General features: G+C 69.7%; 18 protein-coding genes. 4 read left to right on the top strand and 14 right to left on the bottom strand.

The window, feature by feature from the left end; all coding sequences use genetic code 11:
* Positions 1-20 precede the first annotated feature (20 nt).
* Positions 21-1,229 carry an MFS transporter gene (locus AC1DF3_RS03525; RefSeq protein ID WP_478138831.1) on the top strand — a complete coding sequence of 403 codons (1,209 nt, stop codon included), beginning with the start codon at positions 21-23 and terminating at the stop codon, positions 1,227-1,229.
* On the opposite strand, the gene AC1DF3_RS03520 is transcribed toward AC1DF3_RS03525, so the two are convergent.
* The 12 genes from AC1DF3_RS03520 to AC1DF3_RS03465 all read right to left on the bottom strand — a co-directional run bounded on the left by AC1DF3_RS03520 (position 1,222) and on the right by AC1DF3_RS03465 (position 16,043).
* Positions 1,222-2,406 carry a fumarylacetoacetate hydrolase family protein gene (locus AC1DF3_RS03520; RefSeq protein ID WP_286535181.1) on the bottom strand — a complete coding sequence of 395 codons (1,185 nt, stop codon included), beginning with the start codon at positions 2,404-2,406 and terminating at the stop codon, positions 1,222-1,224. The two genes, AC1DF3_RS03525 and AC1DF3_RS03520, sit on opposite strands and share 8 nt — an antisense overlap.
* Before the next feature lie 63 nt (positions 2,407-2,469).
* Entirely contained in the window at positions 2,470-6,168 is a 3,699-nt protein-coding gene (locus AC1DF3_RS03515) for a molybdopterin cofactor-binding domain-containing protein (protein ID WP_478138830.1), read from the bottom strand.
* The gene (locus AC1DF3_RS03510) at positions 6,165-6,644 is read right to left on the bottom strand and encodes a (2Fe-2S)-binding protein (RefSeq protein WP_286535183.1); all 480 of its coding nucleotides are present in this window, start codon (positions 6,642-6,644) and stop codon (positions 6,165-6,167) included. The genes AC1DF3_RS03515 and AC1DF3_RS03510 overlap by 4 nt, the downstream gene beginning before the upstream one ends.
* Positions 6,645-6,657: 13 nt before the next feature.
* Positions 6,658-7,374 (bottom strand): bifunctional nicotinamidase/pyrazinamidase, encoded by a 717-nt coding sequence (gene pncA, locus AC1DF3_RS03505; RefSeq protein WP_286535184.1) that lies wholly within the window; start codon positions 7,372-7,374, stop codon positions 6,658-6,660.
* Between the two features lie 28 nt (positions 7,375-7,402).
* The gene (locus AC1DF3_RS03500; RefSeq protein ID WP_286521712.1) at positions 7,403-8,137 is read right to left on the bottom strand and encodes an ABC transporter ATP-binding protein; all 735 of its coding nucleotides are present in this window, start codon (positions 8,135-8,137) and stop codon (positions 7,403-7,405) included.
* Positions 8,134-8,937 (bottom strand): ABC transporter ATP-binding protein, encoded by an 804-nt coding sequence (locus tag AC1DF3_RS03495; protein ID WP_286535185.1) that lies wholly within the window; start codon positions 8,935-8,937, stop codon positions 8,134-8,136. Before AC1DF3_RS03495 ends, AC1DF3_RS03500 begins: the two co-directional genes overlap by 4 nt.
* Positions 8,934-10,850, bottom strand: coding sequence for an ABC transporter permease (locus AC1DF3_RS03490; protein ID WP_478138829.1), 1,917 nt, complete (start codon positions 10,848-10,850; stop codon positions 8,934-8,936). The genes AC1DF3_RS03495 and AC1DF3_RS03490 overlap by 4 nt, the downstream gene beginning before the upstream one ends.
* An 18-nt stretch (positions 10,851-10,868) precedes the next feature.
* On the bottom strand, positions 10,869-12,080 hold the full coding sequence (locus AC1DF3_RS03485) for an ABC transporter substrate-binding protein (RefSeq protein WP_301804547.1): 1,212 nt from the start codon (positions 12,078-12,080) through the stop codon (positions 10,869-10,871).
* 132 nt (positions 12,081-12,212) lie between these two features.
* Positions 12,213-12,797: an amino acid synthesis family protein gene (locus AC1DF3_RS03480; protein ID WP_286535189.1), complete on the bottom strand. Its 585-nt coding sequence runs from the start codon at positions 12,795-12,797 to the stop codon at positions 12,213-12,215.
* Positions 12,798-12,822: 25 nt separating this feature from the next.
* A complete protein-coding gene (locus AC1DF3_RS03475; protein ID WP_286372132.1) occupies positions 12,823-13,464 on the bottom strand; it encodes an amino acid synthesis family protein in 642 nt (213 codons plus the stop codon).
* Between the two features lie 21 nt (positions 13,465-13,485).
* Entirely contained in the window at positions 13,486-14,412 is a 927-nt protein-coding gene (locus tag AC1DF3_RS03470; RefSeq protein ID WP_478138828.1) for a UPF0280 family protein, read from the bottom strand.
* 5 nt (positions 14,413-14,417) lie between these two features.
* On the bottom strand, positions 14,418-16,043 hold the full coding sequence (locus tag AC1DF3_RS03465; protein ID WP_286535191.1) for a 6-hydroxynicotinate reductase: 1,626 nt from the start codon (positions 16,041-16,043) through the stop codon (positions 14,418-14,420).
* 249 nt (positions 16,044-16,292) lie between these two features.
* Between AC1DF3_RS03465 and AC1DF3_RS03460 the strand changes: the two genes are divergently transcribed.
* From AC1DF3_RS03460 to AC1DF3_RS03450, 3 genes are read left to right on the top strand one after another with little or no spacing between them, the layout of a single operon-like run.
* Positions 16,293-17,066, top strand: coding sequence for a ferredoxin--NADP reductase (locus AC1DF3_RS03460; protein ID WP_286535192.1), 774 nt, complete (start codon positions 16,293-16,295; stop codon positions 17,064-17,066).
* A 13-nt stretch (positions 17,067-17,079) separates the two neighbouring features.
* Complete coding sequence (locus AC1DF3_RS03455) at positions 17,080-17,850, top strand: TetR/AcrR family transcriptional regulator (RefSeq protein ID WP_286535193.1); 771 nt, start codon at positions 17,080-17,082, stop codon at positions 17,848-17,850.
* Positions 17,796-18,995 carry an amidohydrolase family protein gene (locus AC1DF3_RS03450; RefSeq protein WP_478138827.1) on the top strand — a complete coding sequence of 400 codons (1,200 nt, stop codon included), beginning with the start codon at positions 17,796-17,798 and terminating at the stop codon, positions 18,993-18,995. The genes AC1DF3_RS03455 and AC1DF3_RS03450 overlap by 55 nt, the downstream gene beginning before the upstream one ends.
* 14 nt (positions 18,996-19,009) lie before the next feature.
* On the opposite strand, the gene AC1DF3_RS03445 is transcribed toward AC1DF3_RS03450, so the two are convergent.
* Together AC1DF3_RS03445 and AC1DF3_RS03440 are read right to left on the bottom strand one after the other, a co-directional pair.
* Positions 19,010-19,420 (bottom strand): hypothetical protein, encoded by a 411-nt coding sequence (locus AC1DF3_RS03445; protein WP_286535195.1) that lies wholly within the window; start codon positions 19,418-19,420, stop codon positions 19,010-19,012.
* Entirely contained in the window at positions 19,417-19,704 is a 288-nt protein-coding gene (locus AC1DF3_RS03440; protein WP_286535196.1) for a hypothetical protein, read from the bottom strand. The genes AC1DF3_RS03445 and AC1DF3_RS03440 overlap by 4 nt, the downstream gene beginning before the upstream one ends.
* Positions 19,705-19,759: the final 55 nt, after the last annotated feature.

Raw genomic sequence — 19,759 nt, 5'->3', positions numbered from 1 at the left:
CGGGTCGGTAGAGTCGGCCCATGGGCCTCTCCCCCTCCCCGCCGCCCCCCTACGACCGCCGCCTCGTCGGCTGGCTCTCCCTCGGCCAGCTCGTCACCTGGGGCAGCGTCTTCTACACCTTCGCGCTCCTGATGGAGCCGGTCGAGCGCGAGCTCGGCCTGAGCCGGGCCCAATCCTCGCTGGCCTTCAGCCTCGCGCTGCTGGCGGAGGGGGTCATGGCCTGGCCCGTCGGCCGCTGGATCGACCGCGGACACGAGCGCGCCGTGATGACCGGCGGCTCGGTGCTGATCGCCGCCGGACTGCTGCTGAACAGCGTGGCGCACACCGCCGCCGGCTTCTACGCGGCCTGGCTGCTGCTCGGCGCGGCGCTGTCGGCCACGCTCTACACGCCGGCCTTCGCGGTCGTCACGCGCCGCTTCCCCAACGACTTCCGGCGCGCCATCATCACGCTCACCTTCCTTGGCGGGCTGGCCAGCACGGTCTTCATTCCGCTCGATGCCTGGCTGATCGCGCAGCTGGGCTGGCGCCATGCACTGTGGGTGCTGGCCGCGGTCCACCTGCTGCTGTGCGCGCCGCTGCACGCGCGCATCCTGCGTCATGCGCCGAAGCGCAGCATCGCCGTGCCGGCGGCGGGCGCCACGGCGGCGCGGCGTCCCGTCGGCCACTACCTGCGCAGCGCACCCTTCCTGCTCATCGGCGTCTTCACCGTGCTGCTGATGGCCGTGACCGCCGCGCTGCCGCCGCACATGGTGAGCCTGCTGCGCGGCGCCGGGCTGTCGGAGACCTGGGCCATCGCGGTGCCGGCCGCGATCGGCATCGTGCAGGTGTTCGGCCGCGCCCTGCTCTACTTCTTCGAGCACCACTTCGACCTGCATCTGGCGAACCGGCTGATTCCCTGCCTGATCCCGATCGGCCTGGCGACCCTGCTGGCCGGCGCCGGGCATCCGGCCGCGGCGCTCGCCTTCGTGCTGTTCTACGGCATGGGCAACGGCATGCTGACGATCGTCAAGGGCACCGCGATCGCGCAGTACGTGAACCGCGAGCACGTGGCGACGCTGAACGGCGCCCTCGGCCTGCCGAGTGCGATCGCCCGCGCCATCGCGCCGCTGATGCTGGGCCTGCTGTGGACGCCCGCGGGCGGCTATACGGCCGGCCTGTGGATCCTGCTGGCGGCCAGCCTGGTCGCCGTGCTGGCGCTGCTCGGCGCCCAGCGGCGGCGCGTCAGATGATCCCTCTGCCGGCCAGGTTGCGCATCAAGGCGCCGATGCCGAAGGTCCAGCGCGGTGCCTGGTCCGCATGCACCACTCGGTTGTGCAGCGCGCCGAGTTCGGGCGCCGAGATCGTCACCCGGTCGCCGACCACGTGCGTGAAGCCCTGGCCCGGCCCGTGCCGGTCCTGGGTCGGCGCGAACATGGTGCCCAGGAACAGCATCAAGCCATCCGGATAGGCGTGGTGCGGGCCGATCGCCTGCGACACCAGGTCGAGCGGGTCGCGGCTGATCTTCGAAAGCGAACTCGCGCCGTCGAGCGTGAAGCCCTCGGGCCCGACCACCCGCAGCGCCACCGTGACGCGGCGCACGTCGTCGATGCCGAAGTGCTCGTCGAACAGCCGGATGAAAGGCCCGATCGCGCACGACGCGTTGTTGTCCTTGGCCTTGCCGAGCAGCAGCGCGCTGCGGCCCTCGAAGTCGCGCAGGTTGACGTCGTTGCCCAGCGCCGCGCCGAGCGTCCGGCCGCGGCTGTCGACCGCCAGCACCACCTCGGGCTCGGGGTTGTTCCAGACCGAACCCGAATGGATCCCGACGTCGGCGCCGGTGCCGACCGCGGCCAGCACCGGGGCCTTGGTGAAGATCTCGGCGTCGGGCCCGATGCCGACCTCGAGGTACTGCGACCAGGCGCCCTGCGCGATCAGCACGTCCTTGACCTTGGCGGCCTGCGGCGAGCCGGGCACGATGCCCGCCAGGTTGTCGCCCAGCACGCCGCCGAGCGCGGCGCGGATCGATTCGGCCTTGGAGGCATCGCCGCGCGACTGCTCTTCGATCACACGCTCCAGCAGGCTGGCGATGAAGGTCACGCCGCTGGCCTTGACCGCCTGCAGGTCGCAGGGCGCGAGCAGCCACGGGTGCTGCGCGTCGCGCCGGGTCTCGTCGCTGTTGGCCAGCGCCTGCTCGAGCGACGCCACGCGCTGCGTGCGCTCGTCGCGCAGGGCCTCGCGCACCGCGCCGACCGGATCGTCGAGTTCCAGCAACTGGCTTGCGGTGGCGGCGACCCGCGACAGGTCGTGCAGGCCGCCTTCGTGCACGGCGACCAGCACCGGGCCGATGTCGGGCTGCCAGAGGCGCCCGACCAGGGTGGCGCGCTCGGCATCGCGAGGCAGGGACTGGGCGGGCGAAAGCATCGAGGTCATGCGAAGGTCTCCAGGGAGCGGGCCGGCGATTTCGGCCTCTGCGCCCCGGATCGTACGGGACTCTCAGCGTCGCGGGGCGCTCGGCGTCTCGGCCCGCAGGCGGGCCACGCGCCCGGGCAGGTCCGCCCAGGCCGGTTCCTGCGGCGCGAAGCGGGCGCGCATGTAGCCGGCCAGCTCGGCGATCTGGGCATCGTCGAGCGCCTCGCGGAAGGCCGGCATGAAGCCGATGTCGCGCGCAGCCGGTTCGCGCACCCCGTCGAGGATGGTGCGCAGCAGGTTGTCGGGCCGCGCGCTCGTGAGGTTGCTGTTGAGCGCCAGCGGCGTGTTCACGCCCAGCAGCGTCGGCCCGTCGCCATCGTGGTGGCAGGCGGCGCAGGCGCTGTCGAACATGCGCTGCGCGGGCCCGAGCAGCCGGCCTTGCTGCGCCGCCGCCTCCGCCACTAGGCGCTGCGCCCGGGCCTCCGCCTCCGCCGGCGTGGTGGCGGTGTTGAAGGACGCCAGGTAGGTGGCCATGGCGCGGATGTCGGCGTCGGGCACCTGCGCCAGCTCGCGCACCACCTCGGCCATCGGACCGCCGGCGATGCCGTGCGCTTTCGCATGGCCGTGGCGCAGGTAGCCGTAGAGCGCGTCGGCGGTCCACGGCACGCCGGCGGTCGACAGCGCGGTCAGCGCCGGCGCCTCCCAGCCGTCGATCATCGCGCCCGACAGCGAGGCGCTGCCGCCCCGCTCGGCGCCGAGCGCATTGCGCGGCGTGTGGCAGGCGCCGCAGTGGCCCAGGCCGTTGACCAGGTAGGCGCCACGGTTCCATTCGGCGCTCTGGGCCGTCACCGGCCGGTAGGGCGCGGGGTCGTGGAACAGCGCGTTCCAGCCGGCCATCAGCGGGCGCAGGCCGAAGGGGAACTTGAGTGCCGCCGGCGGCGTCTCGGCGCGCACCGGCGGCAGCGACATGAAGTAGGCGTAGAGCGCCTGCAGGTCGTCGTCGCTGGTCTTGGCGAAGGCGGTGTACGGAAAGGCCGGGTACAGGTGATGGCCGTCGCGCGAGATGCCCTCGCGCATCGCCCGCTGGAAGGCCGTGAACGACCAGCGGCCGAGGCCGGTGTCGGCATCGGGCGTGAGGTTGGTGGTGTGGATGGTGCCGAAGGGCGTCTCCATCGCCCGGCCGCCCGCGTTGGGCGTGCCGCCCGGCGCCGTGTGGCAGACCGCGCAGTCGCCGAGCGCGGCCAGCCGGCGCCCGCGCTCGATCGTCGCCTCGCTGTAAGCCGGCGCACTGAAGCTGACCGGCGCGATCGCCGAGCGCCAGCCCGCGAGCCCCGCGACCACGCCGATGCCGCCGACGATGAGCGCGCCGGCGCCGGCCCACAGGCCGCGCCGCTTCGGCCATGGTGCGGAGGCCGGCAGCTGCCGCCGGGCCTCGGCGGGGGCGGTATCGGGCCCGGCCGGCGCCGGCAGCGGATTGAGCGCCGCCCGCACCACTTCGGGCGTGAACGGCGGCGAGCGGAAGCGCACGCCGGTGGCATCGAAGATCGCGTTCGCGATCGCGGCGGTGCCCGGCACCGAGGACGATTCGCCGGCGCCCAGCGACGGCTCGCCGGGCCGCTGCAGGTGCATCACCTCGATCACCGGCACTTCGCGGAAGTTGATGATCGGGTAGCTGCCCCACTCGCGGCTGGCGACCACGCCCGAAGGCGGCCGGCCGGGCAGCAGCGCCGACCCGGGCGCGGCCTGCGGCGCGAAGCGCACCTGCTCCTTGAGCGCGCGGCTGGTCGTCTGGATCACGTTGCCGTGGATCTGGTGCTCGACACCGGCCGGGTTGACCATCAGCCCGGCGTCATGGCCGACCACCACGCGCCGCACATGCACCTCGCCGGTCTTGCGGTTGACCTCGACATCGGCCACCCAGGCCGACCAGGCGGCGCCGAAGCCCGGCCACTTGCTGTGTACGTAGCGCGCATACGCGAAGCCCTGGCCGAACAGCACGTCGCCGCCCGGGCCGAGGCCGTTGTCGGCGTTCTCCTGCGGGCCCGTGCGCATGCGCCAGCCGGCCTTCTGCGCGGTCTGGCGCACCAGCTCGGCGGCGCGCGGATCGTGCAGATGGCGCAGCCGGAAAGCCACCGGGTCGACACCCGCGGCGGTCGCGAGTTCGTCGACATAGGACTCGTGGGCGAACGAGCTCGGCAGCGCCGACACCCCGCGCAGCCACGAGGCGCGCACGATCGGCGCCATGTCGTTGACCTTCACCCGCAGGTTCGGATAGCTGTAGGGCGGCCGCGCGGTGCGGTCGCCCATCTCGAAGGCCTGCGCCACCGGCTCGACGGCCCGGGTCAGCAGCAAGGCCAGCGTCGGCGCGCCGTTCGACGGGTAGGAGGTCTCGAAGTCGTAGGCCGCGACGCCGCCCTCGGCATCGAGCCCGCCCTGGACGCGCATCAGCTGCGCGGCGCCCTTGGGCTCCCAGAGGTGCTCCTGCTCGCGCGTGAGCTGCACCCGCACCGGGGCGCCGGCCGCGCGCGCCAGCAGGGCCGCGTCGGCCGCGACATCGTCGGCGCCGTTGCGGCCGTAGCAGCCGGCGGCCTCCATGCGCACCACGTCGACCGCGGTGTCGTCCAGGCCCATGAGTTTCGCGAGGTCGGCGCGCAGCACGTGCGGGTTCTGGGAGCCAGCCCAGACGCGCAGCGCGGCTCCGTCACCCGGCTGCCAGTGCGCCAGCGCGCAAGAGGGCCCGATCGACGCATGCATCTGATACGGCCAGACGTAGGTCCGCGGCATCGGCTGCGCCGCGCCCGCCAGCCCGCCGTCGACATCGCCTTCGTCGACCAGCAGGCGCTGCGTCGACGGGTTGGCGCTGATCGCGCCTTCGAGGTCGTCGAGCGGCGGCAGGCCGGGCCAGGCCTTCCAGTGCACGCGCAGTTCGCGCAGCGCCTGTTCGGCGTGCTCCTCGCGCTCGGCGACGATGCCGACGAAATCGCGGATCACGACCACGGCACGGATGCCGGGAATGTGCGCGATCGAGGCCTCGTCGACCGACTCCAGCGTGTTGCCGATGTAGTCGCCATGGTCCGCCCCCGCATACGGCGGCCGCACGACGCGGCCGTGCAGCATGCCGGGCAGGCGCATGTCGTGCACGAAGACGGTCTCGCCGGCCAGCTTGGCAGGGATATCGACGCGCGGCTGCGAACGGCCGACGATGCGGTAGTCGGCCGGGTCCTTCGGTTTCGACAACGTGTCCAGCTGCAGCACGCTGCGCCCGCCGGCCACCAGCTCGCCGATGCCGATGCCGAAGGCCGGGTCGTCGCGGTGCCGGACCCGGCCGTCGCGCAGGGTCAGCAGCGCGGGTTGCACGCCCAGTTGCTCCGCTGCCTGCGCGATCAGCCAGCCGCGCGCCTGCGCCGCCGCATGCCGCAGCGGAGCCGCGTGGATCTGGACCGAGGCGCTGGCGATCGTCGCCCCCTGGTTGGGCGCGCGCGCGGTGTCGCCGAGCACCATGCGGACCTGCGCCATCGGCAGGTCGAGCTCCTCGGCCACGATCTGCGACAGCGCGGTCTGGATGCCGGTGCCGAGGTCGACATGGCCGTTCAGCGCCGTGACGCTGCCGTCGTCCCAGACCGCGAGCAGCACCTCCGGCCCCTCGGCCGGATTGCCCGCCACCGCCGCCGGCTGGCCCGGCGACGGCGGCGGCGCCGGGGGCGTCTCGCGCACGACGACGAGAACGCCGTCGGCCTGGAGGAAATCGCTGCGCGTGCGGGGCAGGTCGGCGCGGCGCGTCACGTGCCAGCGCCTTCCGCGATCCGCAGCGCGGCACGCTGCACCGCGGCCAGGATCTCGACGTGGGTGCCGCAACGGCACAGGTTGCCCGACAGCTCGCTGCGGATGCGCGCCTCGCTCGGATTCGGCTCGCGCGCGAGCAGCGCCGCGGCCTGCATCACCATGCCGTTGAGACAGTAGCCGCACTGCGCGGCCTGGGCGTCTTCGAAGCCCTGCTGCACGGGATGCCAGTGCTCACGGGTGCCGAGGCCTTCGAGCGTGGTGATCTCGCGGCCGGCCACGCCGTGCGCCGGAATCACGCAGGCCCGCGCCGCCGTGCCGTCGACCCACACGGTGCAGGCGCCGCACTGGCCGAGGCCGCAGCCGAACTTGGGCCCGTTGAGTCCCAGGTCGTTGCGCAGCACATGCAGCAGCGAGGCCTCGTGCGACGCCCTGAGTTCGACGCTGCGTCCGTTGACCTTGAGTCCGAGCTCCGGCATCTTCCCGGGCGGCTCAGACGATGTCCGTGGACTGGATGCGCTTCACGCCCTTGGCCGCCATCTGCTTCCATGCCGCGGCCAGCGAGCCATTGAGGTCGATGGCGCGCGTCGCGTCCTCGATCACGTAGACCTCGAAGCCCGCCTTGCGTGCATCCATCGCGGTCCAGGCGACGCAGAAGTCGGTCGCCAGGCCGGTGACGAACACGGTCTTCACGCCCCGCGCCTTCAGGTAGCCGGCCAGCCCGGTGGCGGTCTTGTGGTCGGCCTCCTCGAAGGCCGAATAGCTGTCCATGTCCTTGTGGAAGCCCTTGCGGATGATGATCTGCGCGGTCGGCAGCTTCAGGTCCTTGTTGAGCGCGGCGTCGTCGGTGCCCTGCACGCAGTGGTCGGGCCACAGCACCTGCGAGCCGTAGCTGAGCTTGGTGGTCTCGAAAGGCTTCTTGCCGGCGTAGGTGCTCGCGAACGAGGCATGGCCGGGCGTGTGCCAGTCCTGCGTGACGACGATGTTCTGGAATGCATCGGCCAGCTTGTTGATGACCGGCACCACCTCGGCGCCGCCCTTCACCGGCAGCGTGCCGCCTTCGATGAAACAGTTCTGCACGTCGACCACGATCAGCGCCGCATTGGCCGCCGGCTTGATCTTCGCGGCCGCGAACAGCGGCATCGAGATGCCAAGGCCACTGACAAGGCCGAAAGCGGCCGCGGATTTCAGGACGGTTCTGCGTTGCATGGTGTCGCTCCTCGGGTTGAACAAAGACTCAGACGCTCAGGTAGGCACGGCGGACTTCGTCGTTGGCCGCCAGTTCGGCCATCGACGCCTGGTAGCGGATCTGACCCTTCTCGAGCACGTAGGCCCGGTCGGACACCAGCTCCGCGAAGTGCATGTTCTGCTCGGACAGCAGGATGCTCACGCCCTGCGCCTTCAGCTCCAGGATCATGTTCGCCATCTGCTCGACGATCACGGGCGCGACACCCTCCGAGGGCTCGTCGAGCAGCACCAGGTACGGGTTGCCCATCAGCGTGCGCGCCACGGTCAGCATCTGCTGCTCGCCGCCGCTCATGCGGCCGCCCGGGCGGTTCGGCATCTCGCCGAGGTTCGGGAACAGCTTGAACAGGCGTTCGGGGGTCCACAGCGGCGCGTCGGTGCCGTCGCTCCAGCGGCGTGCCGGCTGCCGCCCGACCTCGAGGTTCTCCATCACGCTGAGGTCGGTGAACACGCGCCGGTCCTCGGGCACGAAGCCCAGGCCCAGCCGGGCCGCCAGGTGCGGCTCGCTCTTCGAGATGTCGTGGCCGAGGAAGCGCACCGCGCCGCGGCGCTTGGCCAGCATGCCGATCAGCGCCTTGAGCGTGGTCGACTTGCCGGCGCCGTTGCGGCCCATCAGCGCCACCACTTCGCCGCGCCGGACTTCGAGATCGACGTCGTAGAGGATCTGCGCGGCGCCATACCAGGCGCACAGGGCCTTGGCTTCGAGCAAGGTCTCGTGTGAACTCATGCGTGCTCCCCGACCGCCGCGTTCACCGCAGCGGCCTTCTCTGCAATCTTCTCGAAGGTCTTGCCGCTGCCGAAGTACACCTCCTGCACCTTGGGATGGTCGCGGATCTCGAGCGGCTTGCCCTGGGCGATCAGGCGCCCGCGGGCCAGGACGATCATGCGGTCGGCGTACGCGAACACGACATCCATGCTGTGCTCGGTGAAGAGCACCGCCATGCCGCGGTCGATCACGAGCTGCTTGGTCAGCGCCATCAGCGAGTTGCGCTCCTTGGGTGCCATGCCCGCGGTGGGTTCGTCCATGAGCAGCAGCTTCGGGCTGTTGGCCATCGCGATCGCGAGCTCGACTCGCTTGACGTCGCCGTAGGCCAGCACGCTGCAGGGCCGGTCGGCTTGCGACTTCATGCCGACCTGGTCGAGCAGCGCCAGCGCCTCGTCGCGCTTGTGGTCCGAGGCGCGGCGCCAGGTCGAGAACAGCTTGTGGTCGTGCGACAGCAGCGCCATCTGCACGTTCTCGGCCACGGTGAGCGAGGCGAAGGTCTCGGCGATCTGGAAGGTGCGTCCCACGCCCAGGCGCCAGATCTCGCGCGGCTTGCGCCCCACCAGTTCCTGGCCGTCGAGCAGGATCGATCCGCGGTCGGCCTTGAGCTGGCCGTTGACCATGTTGAAGGTGGTCGACTTGCCCGCGCCGTTGGGGCCGATGAGTGCCAGCAGTTCGCCGGCCGCGAGCTCGAAGCTGATGCCGTCGACCGCCTTGACGCCGCCGAAGGACTTGCCGAGTTCGTTGACTTTGAGGAGGCTCATGCCTTCACCTCTTTCAGTTCGACCGCTTCGGCCTTGTGCCGGCGGCGATCGAAGAGCTGCTTGGCGAAGCCCGCGATGCCCTGCGGGAACAACAGCACCAGCAGCAGGATGATGCCGCCCAGCATCGCGCGCCAGTAGTCGGTGTTGCGCGCCACGGTGTCGTGCAGCCAGGTGAAGGTGACCGCGCCGACCACCGGGCCGGCCAGTGTCTGGATGCCGCCGAGCAGCACCATCACCAGCCCGTCGACCGACTTGCCGACGCTCAGCGATTCAGGCGAGATGCTGCCCTTGGAGAAGGCATAGAGCGCCCCCGCCAGGCCCGCCGCGGTGCCGGCGATCACGAAGGCGGCCCACTGCATGCGCTTGACGTCGATGCCGATCGCATCGGCACGCAGCTGCGAATCGCGGCCGGCGCGCAGCGCATAGCCGAAGGGCGAGAACAGCACGCGGCGCAGCCACCACACGCCCAGCCCGACCAGCGCCAGCGTGACCCAGTAGTAGGTCCGCTTGTCGGCCAGCCACTCGGAAGGCCAGACACCCGTGAGGCCGTTGCTGCCGCCGGTGAAGCTGTCCCACTGGTAGGTGATGGCCCAGGTGATCTGGGCGAAGGCCAAGGTGAGCATCGCGAGATAGACCCCGGACAGCCGCACCGCGAACCAGCCATAGACGAAGGCGCCCGCCGCGGCCACCAGCGGCGCGACGACCAGCGCCAGTTCCATCGGCATCCCGCTGGCGCGCACCAGCAGCGCGGCGCCGTAGGCACCGAGCCCGAAGTAGGCCGCGTGGCCGAAGGAGTGCATGCCGGCCGGGCCCATGATGAAGTGCAGGCTGGCAGCGAACAGGGCGGCGATCAGCAGGTCGATCAGCAGCACGGTGGTGTAGGGCGAGCCGGCGGTGAGCAGGGGCATCGCGACCAGCACCAGGCCGAACAGCGCGACCGCGATCACGTAGGCGCGGCTGGGCCGCCGCAGAGGCTCTTCCTGCATGCCGACGTAGCGGCTCGGCGCCTGCGGCTTGCCGAACAGGCCCCAGGGGCGCCAGACCAGCACCACGGCCATGACCAGGAAGTCGACCACCAGCGTGAGCTTCGAGAACGAGACCGGGATGCCGAACACGTCGACCACGCCGAGCCAGATGCAGATCGCCTTGATCTCGGCGATCAGCAGCGCGGCGGCGTAGGCGCCGGGGATCGAGCCCATGCCGCCGACCACCACCACCACGAAAGCCGCGCCGATGGTGTTGAGGTCCATCTCGAGCGTGGCGGGCTCGCGCGGCAGCTGCAGCGCGCCGCCCAGGCCCGCGAGCAGCGCGCCGAGCGCGAACACCGCGGTGAACAGCCAGGCCTGGTTGACGCCCAGCGCGCTGACCATCTCGCGGTCTTGCGTGGCGGCGCGCACCAGGGTGCCGAAGCGGGTGCGGGTCAGCAGCAGCCAGACCAGGCCGAGCACCACCGGACCGACCACGATCAGGAACAGGTCGTAGGAAGGAAACTGCCGCCCGAGGATCATGACCGAGCCGGCGAGGCCCGGCGCGCGCGGCCCCAGCAGCTCGTCGGGGCCCCAGAGCCACAGCACCGCGTCCTTGATGACCAGCACGAGCGCGAAGGTGGCCAGCAGTTGAAAGAGCTCGGGCGCCTTGTAGATGCGCCGCAGCAGCACCACCTCGATCAGCGCACCCAGCACGCCGACCGCGAGTGCCGCCATCACCAGCGCCGGCCAGAAGCCGAAGCCGGTGCCCAGCCGGTCGACCAGCGTGTAGGCGACGTAGATGCCGACCATGAAGAACGAGCCATGGGCGAAGTTCACGATGCGCGTGACGCCGAAGATCAGCGACAGCCCGGCCGCCACGAGGAACAGCGAGGACGCGCTCGCCAGCCCGTTGAGCAGCTGGACGATGAAACCTGAAAAGCTCATGACCCGTTCGTTCCTGGCTCAGTCGGCGGCGCGCGACTTCTTGATCTCGGCGGCGCTCGGCTGGTACTTGGCGTCGGCGCCGTCGAGATACACGTAGTCGACCATCACGCCCTTGCCGCCCTCGTTCTTGGTGCGGCCCACGAAGGCGCCCATGGTCGACTGGTTGTCCTCGGGGCGGTAGGTGATCTTGCCGAAGGGCGTGTCGACCTGCAGGCCCTTGAAGGCCGCGACCACCTTCTCGGTGTCGGTGCTCTTGGCCTTCGCGATGCCCGCCGCGGCCGACTTGATCATGCTGTAGCCGACCACCGAGCCCAGGCGCGGATAGTCCTTGAACTTGGCCTGGTAGGCCTGCTCGAATTTCTTGTGATCGGCGGTCGTGATGCCGTACCACGGGTAGCCGGTGACGATCCAGCCGTTGGGCGCCTCGTCCTTGAGCGGGTCCATGTATTCGGGCTCGCCGGTGAGCACGCTCACCACCTCGCGGTCCTTGAACAGACCGCGGGTGTTGCCCTCGCGCACGAACTTCGACAGGTCGGCACCAAAGAGCACGTTGAAGATCGCGTCGGGCTTGGCATCGGACAGCGCCTGCACCACGCTGCCGGCGTCGACCTTGCCGAGCGGCGTGGCCTGCTCGGCGACGAACTCGACATCGGGCTGGGCTGCCTTCAGCAGCGTCTTGAAGGCCGCCACGGCCGACTGGCCGTATTCGTAGTTGGGGTACACCACCGCCCAGCGCTTCTTCTTGAGCTTGGCCGCCTCGGGCACCAGCATCGCGGCCTGCATGTAGGTGCCGGGACGCAGGCGCACCGTGTAGGCGTTGCCGCCCTGCCAGGTGAGCTTGTCGGTCAGCGGCTCGCCGGCCAGGAAGAAGAACTTCTTCTGCTTGGCGAAGTCGGCCACCGCCATGCCGGTGTTCGACAGGAACGTGCCGGCCAGGATGTCGACCTTCTCGCGCGAGACCAGTTCTTCGGCCACGCGCACCGCGTCGCCCGGGTTGGCGTTGTCGTCGCGGCTGATCAGTTCGATCTTCTTGCCGTTGACGCCGCCGGCCGCATTGATCTCGTCGACCGCCAGCTCCATCCCCTTCTTGTAGGGCTCGAGGAAGGCGGGCTGCGCCTTGTAGCTGTTGATCTCGCCGATCTTGATGACGCCCTGCGCATGCGCCGGAGCGAGTGCGGTGGCGAGCGTGGCGACGGCGGCCGCGGTGAAGGCTAGGCGCATGGGATTCATCGGGAACTCCTTGGGATCGAACAGAAAGAAAATTTTGCGGCAATCAGGCCGGCGCCGGGCCGCCCCAAGGCGGCCTGCGGCCCCCTCGGGGGGCAGCGACACACGAAGTGAGGAGCGTGGGGGTCACATTCATCACCGGAGGCCGTCTTCGCCCTTGATCTCGGACACTTGCAGGCCGCCGATCCGCGGCAGCGGGCGGCCGCTATCGGTGACCGCCACCGCGACCACGATCTCGTTGGCGCGCGGCGCGTCGGACACCCGGGCCTCGATGGCATCGAAATGGCTGCGCACGAAGGCCGCGTCCTTGTGGCCCAGCGGCACGTCGATGGCGGTGCCGAGCGTGCCGCGCTTCTTGCTCGACGGCACCAGCGCGGCGCCCTTCTCGACCGCCACCCGCAGCGGCGCGCCGAGCTTCGGATGGAGGATGGCCGCGGCATGCTCGAGCTCGCCCGCCTCGCCGACGATCGCGGCCTTGCCGTAGCTCTGGGCCTGGCCGGGCGCGATGCCGAGCGCGGCGACGGCCTTCTGGCCCAGCAGCGCGCCGAGTTCCTCGCCGATCGCGATCAGCTCGTCGAGCGATTCGCTGTAGCGGCCGGCGTAGGGGTTGTCGATCACGGCGATGGCGACCGCGCGGCGCGTCGGCGGGTCGATCGCCTGGCCCATTTCCTTGCGGGTTTCGTCGACTTGGACGACGAGCTTGCGGATATTTGCACTCATGGTTGGTTCCTTGTCTCTGTCGGGTTCAGCGGAGGCCGTCCCACTTGGAAATGTTCTCGGCCCGCAGGCCGCCGACGCGATCATGCACGCGGTAGCCGGTGCTCATGGCGAGGATGAAGACGATCTCGTCGGCCGCCGGCGCGCCCGGCACGCGGACCTCGATGGCATCGAACTGGCCGCGCACGTAGCTGGCGTTGATGTTGGTCAGCGGCACGTCGAGCGCGGCGCCGGGCGGGCCCACCTTCTTGGTCGACGGCACGATCGACAGCGCATTGCCGGGCTGGCCGGTCTTCTCTTCGGCCTGGCCCTTGCGGTAGGCCTCGCGGTCGCCTTTCCAGCCGAGCAGCTCGCGCATCGCATAGCCGCCGGGCACGTGCCACAGCGCGCCGTGCTCGAGCTCGCCGGCGGCGCCGACGATGGCGCCCTTGCCGTAGGTGGCGATCTGCTCGACCGGCACGTCCATGGCGGCGCGCAGGCGGTGCGCCATGTCGACGCCGACCGGATCGAGCAGCGCCATCATCGGCAGGATGTCGGGCTCGTAGCGGCCCGCGAAGGGATTGGTCAGCACCGCGCCGATGGCGCCCCGCACCAGCGGCGTCGCGGCGCGCGGTCCGAACTCGTGGTGGATGTGCTCGACATGGGTGAAGACGCGGCGGATATCGATCATGAAAAGGTGTCCTGCTTTTCGTTAAGCAAATACTGAACCAACTGCATCGGCAGCGATGCTGCCCTCGCTCTGCGGCAGCAGCTCCGCAAACCCGGAGCTTAAGGGCTGGACGATCCGCCACTGCCCCTGGCAGACCAGCACCACGGAGGCCACGAGCCCGAGGCGCTGCAGCGCCTCGGCGCGCTCGACGCCCGCATCCAGTGCACGATGCACTTTCGAGGGCGCCAGCGTGCCGACGTCGACCGTCACCGGGATGTCGCCGAGGTCGCTGTCGTCCTTGCATTCGTTCGCCGGCCGGCGCTGGATGCCGGCATCGGCTACATCGACCGCATTGGCGATCACGGTGGCCGCGGCGTCGGCCTGGGCCGCGGTGGCGGCCAGCACCGTCACGCTGTCGGCGATGCCGAGCGAGAAGCTGCGGCCGCGCCAGCCGCTGGTGGCGACGCCGCGCACCGGATCTTCTGCGCGCAGTTCGAACTGGCCGTCGGTGGTGATGAGGCCCGGCGCGCGCAGGTCGAAGCGGGCGAGGTCGGCGAACAGGCCGATGCGCGCGCTCTGGCCGGGCGCCAGGTGCAGGGCGATGTCGCCGCCGTTGTTGATCCAGGCGCGCTCGATGCCCGGCCGGTGGTAGCAGGGGATCAGCTCCTGCGCCACCGCACCGGCGACCGCGGCCATCGGCGTGATGAAGCCGGCGCGAAACGGCGCGCAAGCCTCCCACATGCGGCGCGCGACCGGGCCGCGCAGCGGACAGTCGCCGTCGGCCACCGGCTGGCGCAGCAGGGGCAGCTCGGCCACCAGCTCGTCGAGCAGCACGGCGAAACGCCGCCACACATGCTCGTGCGCCACCGCGACCTCGACCGCATCGCCGTGGGCTTCGGCGATGAGGTCGATCGGGCCATGGTTCAGATGCCAGCGGCCACCGTCCAGCGCAGTGCGTTGTGCAGGCATGAAATTCAACCCAGCATCGGCGGCTGGCCGAGCGGCCAGGGATTGGCCGCATCCATGCGCAGCCACCGGCGCGCCAGCGGGGCGCCGTCGTCCTGCCAGGCACCGCGGGCCAGCGCCTGTTCGAGCGAGAACACATGCTCCATGTGGCCGCCCAGCGCGGCGTAGTCGTCGCGCCGCATGCTGAACTCGATCGGCGCGACGATCGCCGGAGTCGGCACGGTGCCGAAGCTGTTGTCGGGCATCCGCAGCACGTCGGCCATCACCGTGATGCCGCCGCCCGGCCACACGTAGGCCGGCGCGCCGCCGCAGGTCACGTTGACCAGTGCCCGCTTGATGGCCCGCGTGAGCAGCACCGGGTTCTCGGTCACGCCGGCGCGCAGGGACCCGCCGGCGCCGCCGAGGAACAGCACCGTGCACAGCGAGGGTTCGCAGTTCTCGCCGATGCGCTCGACGATGCGGCGCACCTCGGCCGGCATCGGCTGCTCGACCGGCTGCAACTGCTCGTCGAGCACATACCACTGCGCGTGCTCGCCGGTGGTGGACGTCATCAGCAGGCGCAGGCCCGGCCGGGCCACGCCCTCCTCCCAGCCCTCGATGATCGACAGCGGATCGTCGATGTCGGTGCCGCCCCAGCCATTGCCCGGATTCGCGACCTGGAAATAGCGCCCCGGCGTCGACTTGCGCCCGCGCATCTGGATGCCCGACGGCGCCATGTCGAGGCAGCGCCCGGCCTGGTGCTCGGTCAGCACGCCCGTGATGTGGTCGTCGACCACCACCACCTCGTCGGCGTGGCCGAACAGCTGGCGCGCGAAGATGCCGACCGCCGCCGAGCCGCAGCCCACGCGCATGCGCTGCTCCTCGACGCCATTGACGATCGGCGCGCGGCCGGCCTGGATCACCATGCTGGCGCCGCCGTCGATCACGCATTCGACCGCCTTCTTGTTGCCCAGCAGCTGCATCAGCTCGCAGGTCATGCGGCCTTCCTTCTTGCTGCCGCCCGTGAGGTGGTGCACGCCGCCCAGCGACAGCATCTGCGAGCCGTATTCGGCCGTGGTGACGTGGCCGACCACCTCGCCCTTGTAGCGGACGTTGGCCTGCTCGGCGCCGAGGAAGCGGTCGGTGTCGATCTTCACCTTGAAGCTGCAATAGCTGAAGATGCCTTCGGTGACGACCGTCACCATGTCGACCCCCTGCGCCTTCGAGGCGACGATGAACGGCGCCGGCTTGTAGTCGGGATAGGTGGTGGAGGAGCCCACGCCGGTCACGAAGACCTCGTCGGCATGCAGGAGATCGCCGTCCCAGTCGGCATCGGCCGCCGGCGCTTCGGCGTGCTCGGCCCCCTCGACCTCGTTGCCGATGCGCGCAAAAGGCACCAGCGCCGGCGATTCGCTCGCCAGCTCGCGCCGCAGCAGCACCACCGGGTCGACCCGCACCAGCACGCCGGCGCGGTTGGCGTAGCGGTCGCAGGCGCCGGTGCGGCCGTCGGAGATCTGGCACAGCACCGGGCAGGCGTTGCACTCGACCTTGCTGGTGCTCATGCGCTCGTTGCGCAGCGGCGCGCGGCCCAGGGCTTCGGGCACCACCGGCATGTCCATGCCGGGCAATCCATCTGTCTTGGTGTGTTCGGTCATCGCGGGGGTCTCGTGGCAGTCTGGGGAGGGAAGGCGAGCGGAGGTGCAACATCTGTGCCGGCCGCCCGCTGGCACCTTCTCTTGTGCTGGAACTGACGTTTGTGTAGCATTCCCTACACTTTCATGTGGTGAACGCTACATTTATTGATCTCAATGTAGCAAACGGGCCCGATGCTTGCATTGGGGTTTTCGCGGGCATCGCCGACAATTGGTGCATCCCTTGTTCGTTCATAACCATTCCTGACCCTTATGAGTGCATTCAGCGAAGAACGCGTGCTCAGCGTCCACCACTGGACCGACCGGCTGTTCACCTTCACCACCACCCGCGATCCGGCCCTGCGTTTCTCCAACGGCCACTTCACGATGATCGGCCTGAAGGTCAACAACAAGCCGCTGCTGCGGGCCTACAGCATCGTCAGCCCGAACTACGAGGAGCACCTGGAGTTCCTCAGCATCAAGGTGGAAGAAGGCCCGCTGACCTCCCGGCTGCAGCACATCCAGGTCGGCGACACGGTCATCGTGGGCCGCAAGCCCACCGGCACCCTGCTGATCGACTACACGCTGCCGGGCAAGCGGCTCTACCTGTTCGGCACCGGCACCGGCCTGGCGCCGTTCATGAGCATCATCCGCGACCCCGAGACCTACGAGAAGTACGAGCAGGTCGTCCTGGTGCACGGCGTGCGCCAGGTCGACGAGCTGGCCTACCACGACCTGGTCACCGACCATCTGCCCAAGCACGAGATCCTCGGCGAGATGATCGAGAAGCAGCTTCTCTACTACCCGACCGTGACGCGCGAGGAGTTCCGCAACATGGGCCGGATCACCGAGCTGATCGAAAGCAACAAGCTCACCGACGACCTCGGCCTGCCGGCGCTCAATGCCGCCGAAGACCGCGTCATGCTGTGCGGCAGCCCGGGCCTGCTGGTCGACCTCAAGCACATCCTCGAGGCCCGCGGCTTCAAGGAAGGCAATACCTCGACGCCGGGCGACTACGTGGTCGAGCGCGCCTTCGCCGAAAAGTAGAGCGAAGCCGCAGATGCCCGAGGCCAAGGCAGCCGCGCGCAAGAGCGCGCCCAAGCCCGCGACGCGCCGCACCGGCGTGCGCGAGGCCGCGGCGCAAGCCACCCGCGAGAGCATCCTGCGCGCGGCCACCAAGGTGTTCGCGAAGTACGGCTACGACGGCGGCAGCGTCGAGAAGATCTCGAAGGCCGCCAAGTCGTACGACCGCATGATCTACTACTACTTCGGCAGCAAGGAAGGCCTGTTCATCGCGGTGCTCGAAGGCATCTACCGGCGCATGGACGATGCCGAGGCCGCGATCGACCTCGATGCCTCGCGGCCGGTGGAGTCGCTCACGGCGGTGATCCGGTTCGTGCTCGGCTACTACCGCAGGAACCCCGAGTTCGTCACGCTGCTGAACACCGAAAACCTGCACAAGGGCCGGCACATCGCCAAGTCGCTGCGGGCGCGCGAGTACTCGTCGCGGGCCATCTCGATCATCAGCGAGATCGTCGCCGCGGGCGTCCAGCAGGGCCTGTTCCGCGACGACGTGGCACCGCGCGACCTGTACCTGCTGATCGCCTCGACCGGCTATTTCTACACGTCGAACCGGCACACGCTGACCGCGTTCCTCGGCGAGCCCCTGGAGACGCCGGAGGCGGTCGCGCATTGGGAAGACTTCGTGATCGAGACCGTGCTGCGCACCGTCGATGCCGGAGCTTCCGAGGAAGAATCCACTCACGAGGAAAAGAAATGGCAGAAGTCGCAACCGGCGCCAAGTCGGGCAAGGTCGTCATCCGGAACATAGGCCTGCTGCTGTCGGGCGACATCGACAAGCCCATCCTGGATGCCGACACCATCGTCGTCGTCGACGGGCTGATCGTCGCGGTCGGCAAGGAGAAAGACTGCGACCTCGAAGGCGCGAAGACCGTCATCGACTGCAAGAAGACCTGCGTCGCGCCGGGCCTGATCGACAGCCACGTGCATCCGGTCGCGGGCGACTGGACGCCGCGCCAGAGCCAGCTCAACTGGATCGAATCGAGCCTGAACGGCGGCGTCACCACCATGATTTCCGCCGGCGAGGTGCACTACCCCGGGCGCCCCAAGGACATCGTCGGGCTGAAGGCGCTGGCGATCACCGCGCAGCGCGCCTTCGATGCCTTCCGCCCGGCTGGCGTGAAGGTGCTGGCCGGTGCGCCGGTCATCGAGAAGGGCATGGTCGAGAGCGACTTCAAGGAACTGGCCGAAGCCGGCGTCGGCCTGCTCGGCGAGGTCGGCCTGGGCTCGGTCAAGGCCGGCTATGAAGCCAAGGAGATGGTCGCCTGGGCGCGCAAGTACGGCATCCAGAGCACGATCCACACCGGCGGGCCATCGGTGCCCGGCTCGGGCTACATCGACAAGGACACGGTGCTGGAGGCCGACGCCGACATCATCGGCCACATCAACGGCGGCCACACCTCGCTGCCGGAGGCGCATGTGTGCGAGTTGTGCGAGAAGAGCACGCGTGGCATCGAGATCGTGCACAACGGCAACGAGCGCACCGCGATCGCGGCGGCGCGGGCGGCCATCGAACTCAAATGCCCGCACCGCGTGATCCTGGGCACCGACGGCCCGGCCGGCTCCGGCGTGCAGCCGCTGGGCATCCTGCGGATGGTCTCTCTGATTTCCTCGTTCGCCAACATCCCGGCCGAGCTGGTGTTCTGCTTCGCCACCGGCAACACGGCGCGCCTGCGCCGTCTCAACTGCGGGCTGATCGAGGTCGGCCGCGACGCCGACTTCGTCTTCATGGACCGCGCTCAGCACACCGCCGGCAAGACCCTGCTGGAGAGCGTGCAGCTGGGCGACATCCCGGGCGTCGGGATGGTCATGATCGACGGCATCGTGCGCTGCGGACGCAGCCGCAACACGCCGCCGGCGACGGAGATTGCCGTGGTGGTGTCGGGGGGGCACTGAGCCGCGCCAACGGGTCACGCGCGTGCGGCCTGAAACGCCGCTTGCACGGCGCGCACGAGGGACGGATGCAGCACACCCAGTTTGGGAATCTGCCCGTGGGGAGCGGAAGGCGGCACCGAGAACCACTCGGTGCTATAGGGCAGATCCAGTGCCTGCTTGAGGTCGAACTTGGTGTCGTAGCTCAACCCCGCCGCTGCGTAGGCCGCCGGATTGCGCTCATGCAGGATGGAGAACTCGCCCCGGTGCAGCGTCGTCGTACGCTGGCTGGTCCCGTAGGCCACCCTGACCGCGAACTGCGGATCATCGTCGTCGAAAACAGCCAGAATCAGTGCCGGGCGGGGTTTCGGTCGAGGATGAATGTCGTCGGGGAAGTGGCACCAGACGATTTCGCCAGCGGTGGGCTCGCTCCACCACTGGTGGCTCATGTCGTTTCCACGTCGACCAAGCTCGAACGTATCGACCGTTTGCCGCCCTGCGGCGCCCGCTTCTTGATCTGGCGCATCTGGGCTGCCGTCAACGGACCGTCGTCGGCCTCGTACTGTGGCAGCACCCGCACGGCCATCTCGTGCAGCGCGCGGTGAATCGCCTGCGTCTCGTCGACGCCAAGGAATTCCGCCAGCCGCTTGGCGGTTTCGCGGGTCACGCCCGTGGCGCTGTCGACAGGTCGGTAGCGAAAGGCGATCTGGTTCACAGTGGCGCGGGCCGGCATGGAATGGCTCCTGAAAAGATATCTCAAAGATATCCAATTTCTCGCCCAAGGTCAA

The sequence above is a fragment of the Variovorax sp. 10N432 genome (genome assembly GCF_056394465.1).
This window is presented reverse-complemented; position numbering and strand designations above follow the sequence as displayed.

Bases quoted from the DNA above. Each gene is read 5' to 3' on its own strand.
- AC1DF3_RS03525 (WP_478138831.1), top strand. From the start codon at position 21: ATGGGCCTCTCCCCCTCCCCGCCGCCCCCCTACGACCGCCGCCTCGTC.
- AC1DF3_RS03520 (WP_286535181.1), bottom strand. From the start codon at position 2,406: ATGACCTCGATGCTTTCGCCCGCCCAGTCCCTGCCTCGCGATGCCGAG.
- AC1DF3_RS03510 (WP_286535183.1), bottom strand. From the start codon at position 6,644: ATGCCGGAGCTCGGACTCAAGGTCAACGGACGCAGCGTCGAACTCAGG.
- pncA (WP_286535184.1), bottom strand. From the start codon at position 7,374: ATGCAACGCAGAACCGTCCTGAAATCCGCGGCCGCTTTCGGCCTTGTC.
- AC1DF3_RS03500 (WP_286521712.1), bottom strand. From the start codon at position 8,137: ATGAGTTCACACGAGACCTTGCTCGAAGCCAAGGCCCTGTGCGCCTGG.
- AC1DF3_RS03495 (WP_286535185.1), bottom strand. From the start codon at position 8,937: ATGAGCCTCCTCAAAGTCAACGAACTCGGCAAGTCCTTCGGCGGCGTC.
- AC1DF3_RS03490 (WP_478138829.1), bottom strand. From the start codon at position 10,850: ATGAGCTTTTCAGGTTTCATCGTCCAGCTGCTCAACGGGCTGGCGAGC.
- AC1DF3_RS03485 (WP_301804547.1), bottom strand. From the start codon at position 12,080: ATGAATCCCATGCGCCTAGCCTTCACCGCGGCCGCCGTCGCCACGCTC.
- AC1DF3_RS03480 (WP_286535189.1), bottom strand. From the start codon at position 12,797: ATGAGTGCAAATATCCGCAAGCTCGTCGTCCAAGTCGACGAAACCCGC.
- AC1DF3_RS03475 (WP_286372132.1), bottom strand. From the start codon at position 13,464: ATGATCGATATCCGCCGCGTCTTCACCCATGTCGAGCACATCCACCAC.
- AC1DF3_RS03470 (WP_478138828.1), bottom strand. From the start codon at position 14,412: ATGCCTGCACAACGCACTGCGCTGGACGGTGGCCGCTGGCATCTGAAC.
- AC1DF3_RS03465 (WP_286535191.1), bottom strand. From the start codon at position 16,043: ATGACCGAACACACCAAGACAGATGGATTGCCCGGCATGGACATGCCG.
- AC1DF3_RS03460 (WP_286535192.1), top strand. From the start codon at position 16,293: ATGAGTGCATTCAGCGAAGAACGCGTGCTCAGCGTCCACCACTGGACC.
- AC1DF3_RS03455 (WP_286535193.1), top strand. From the start codon at position 17,080: ATGCCCGAGGCCAAGGCAGCCGCGCGCAAGAGCGCGCCCAAGCCCGCG.
- AC1DF3_RS03450 (WP_478138827.1), top strand. From the start codon at position 17,796: ATGGCAGAAGTCGCAACCGGCGCCAAGTCGGGCAAGGTCGTCATCCGG.
- AC1DF3_RS03445 (WP_286535195.1), bottom strand. From the start codon at position 19,420: ATGAGCCACCAGTGGTGGAGCGAGCCCACCGCTGGCGAAATCGTCTGG.
- AC1DF3_RS03440 (WP_286535196.1), bottom strand. From the start codon at position 19,704: ATGCCGGCCCGCGCCACTGTGAACCAGATCGCCTTTCGCTACCGACCT.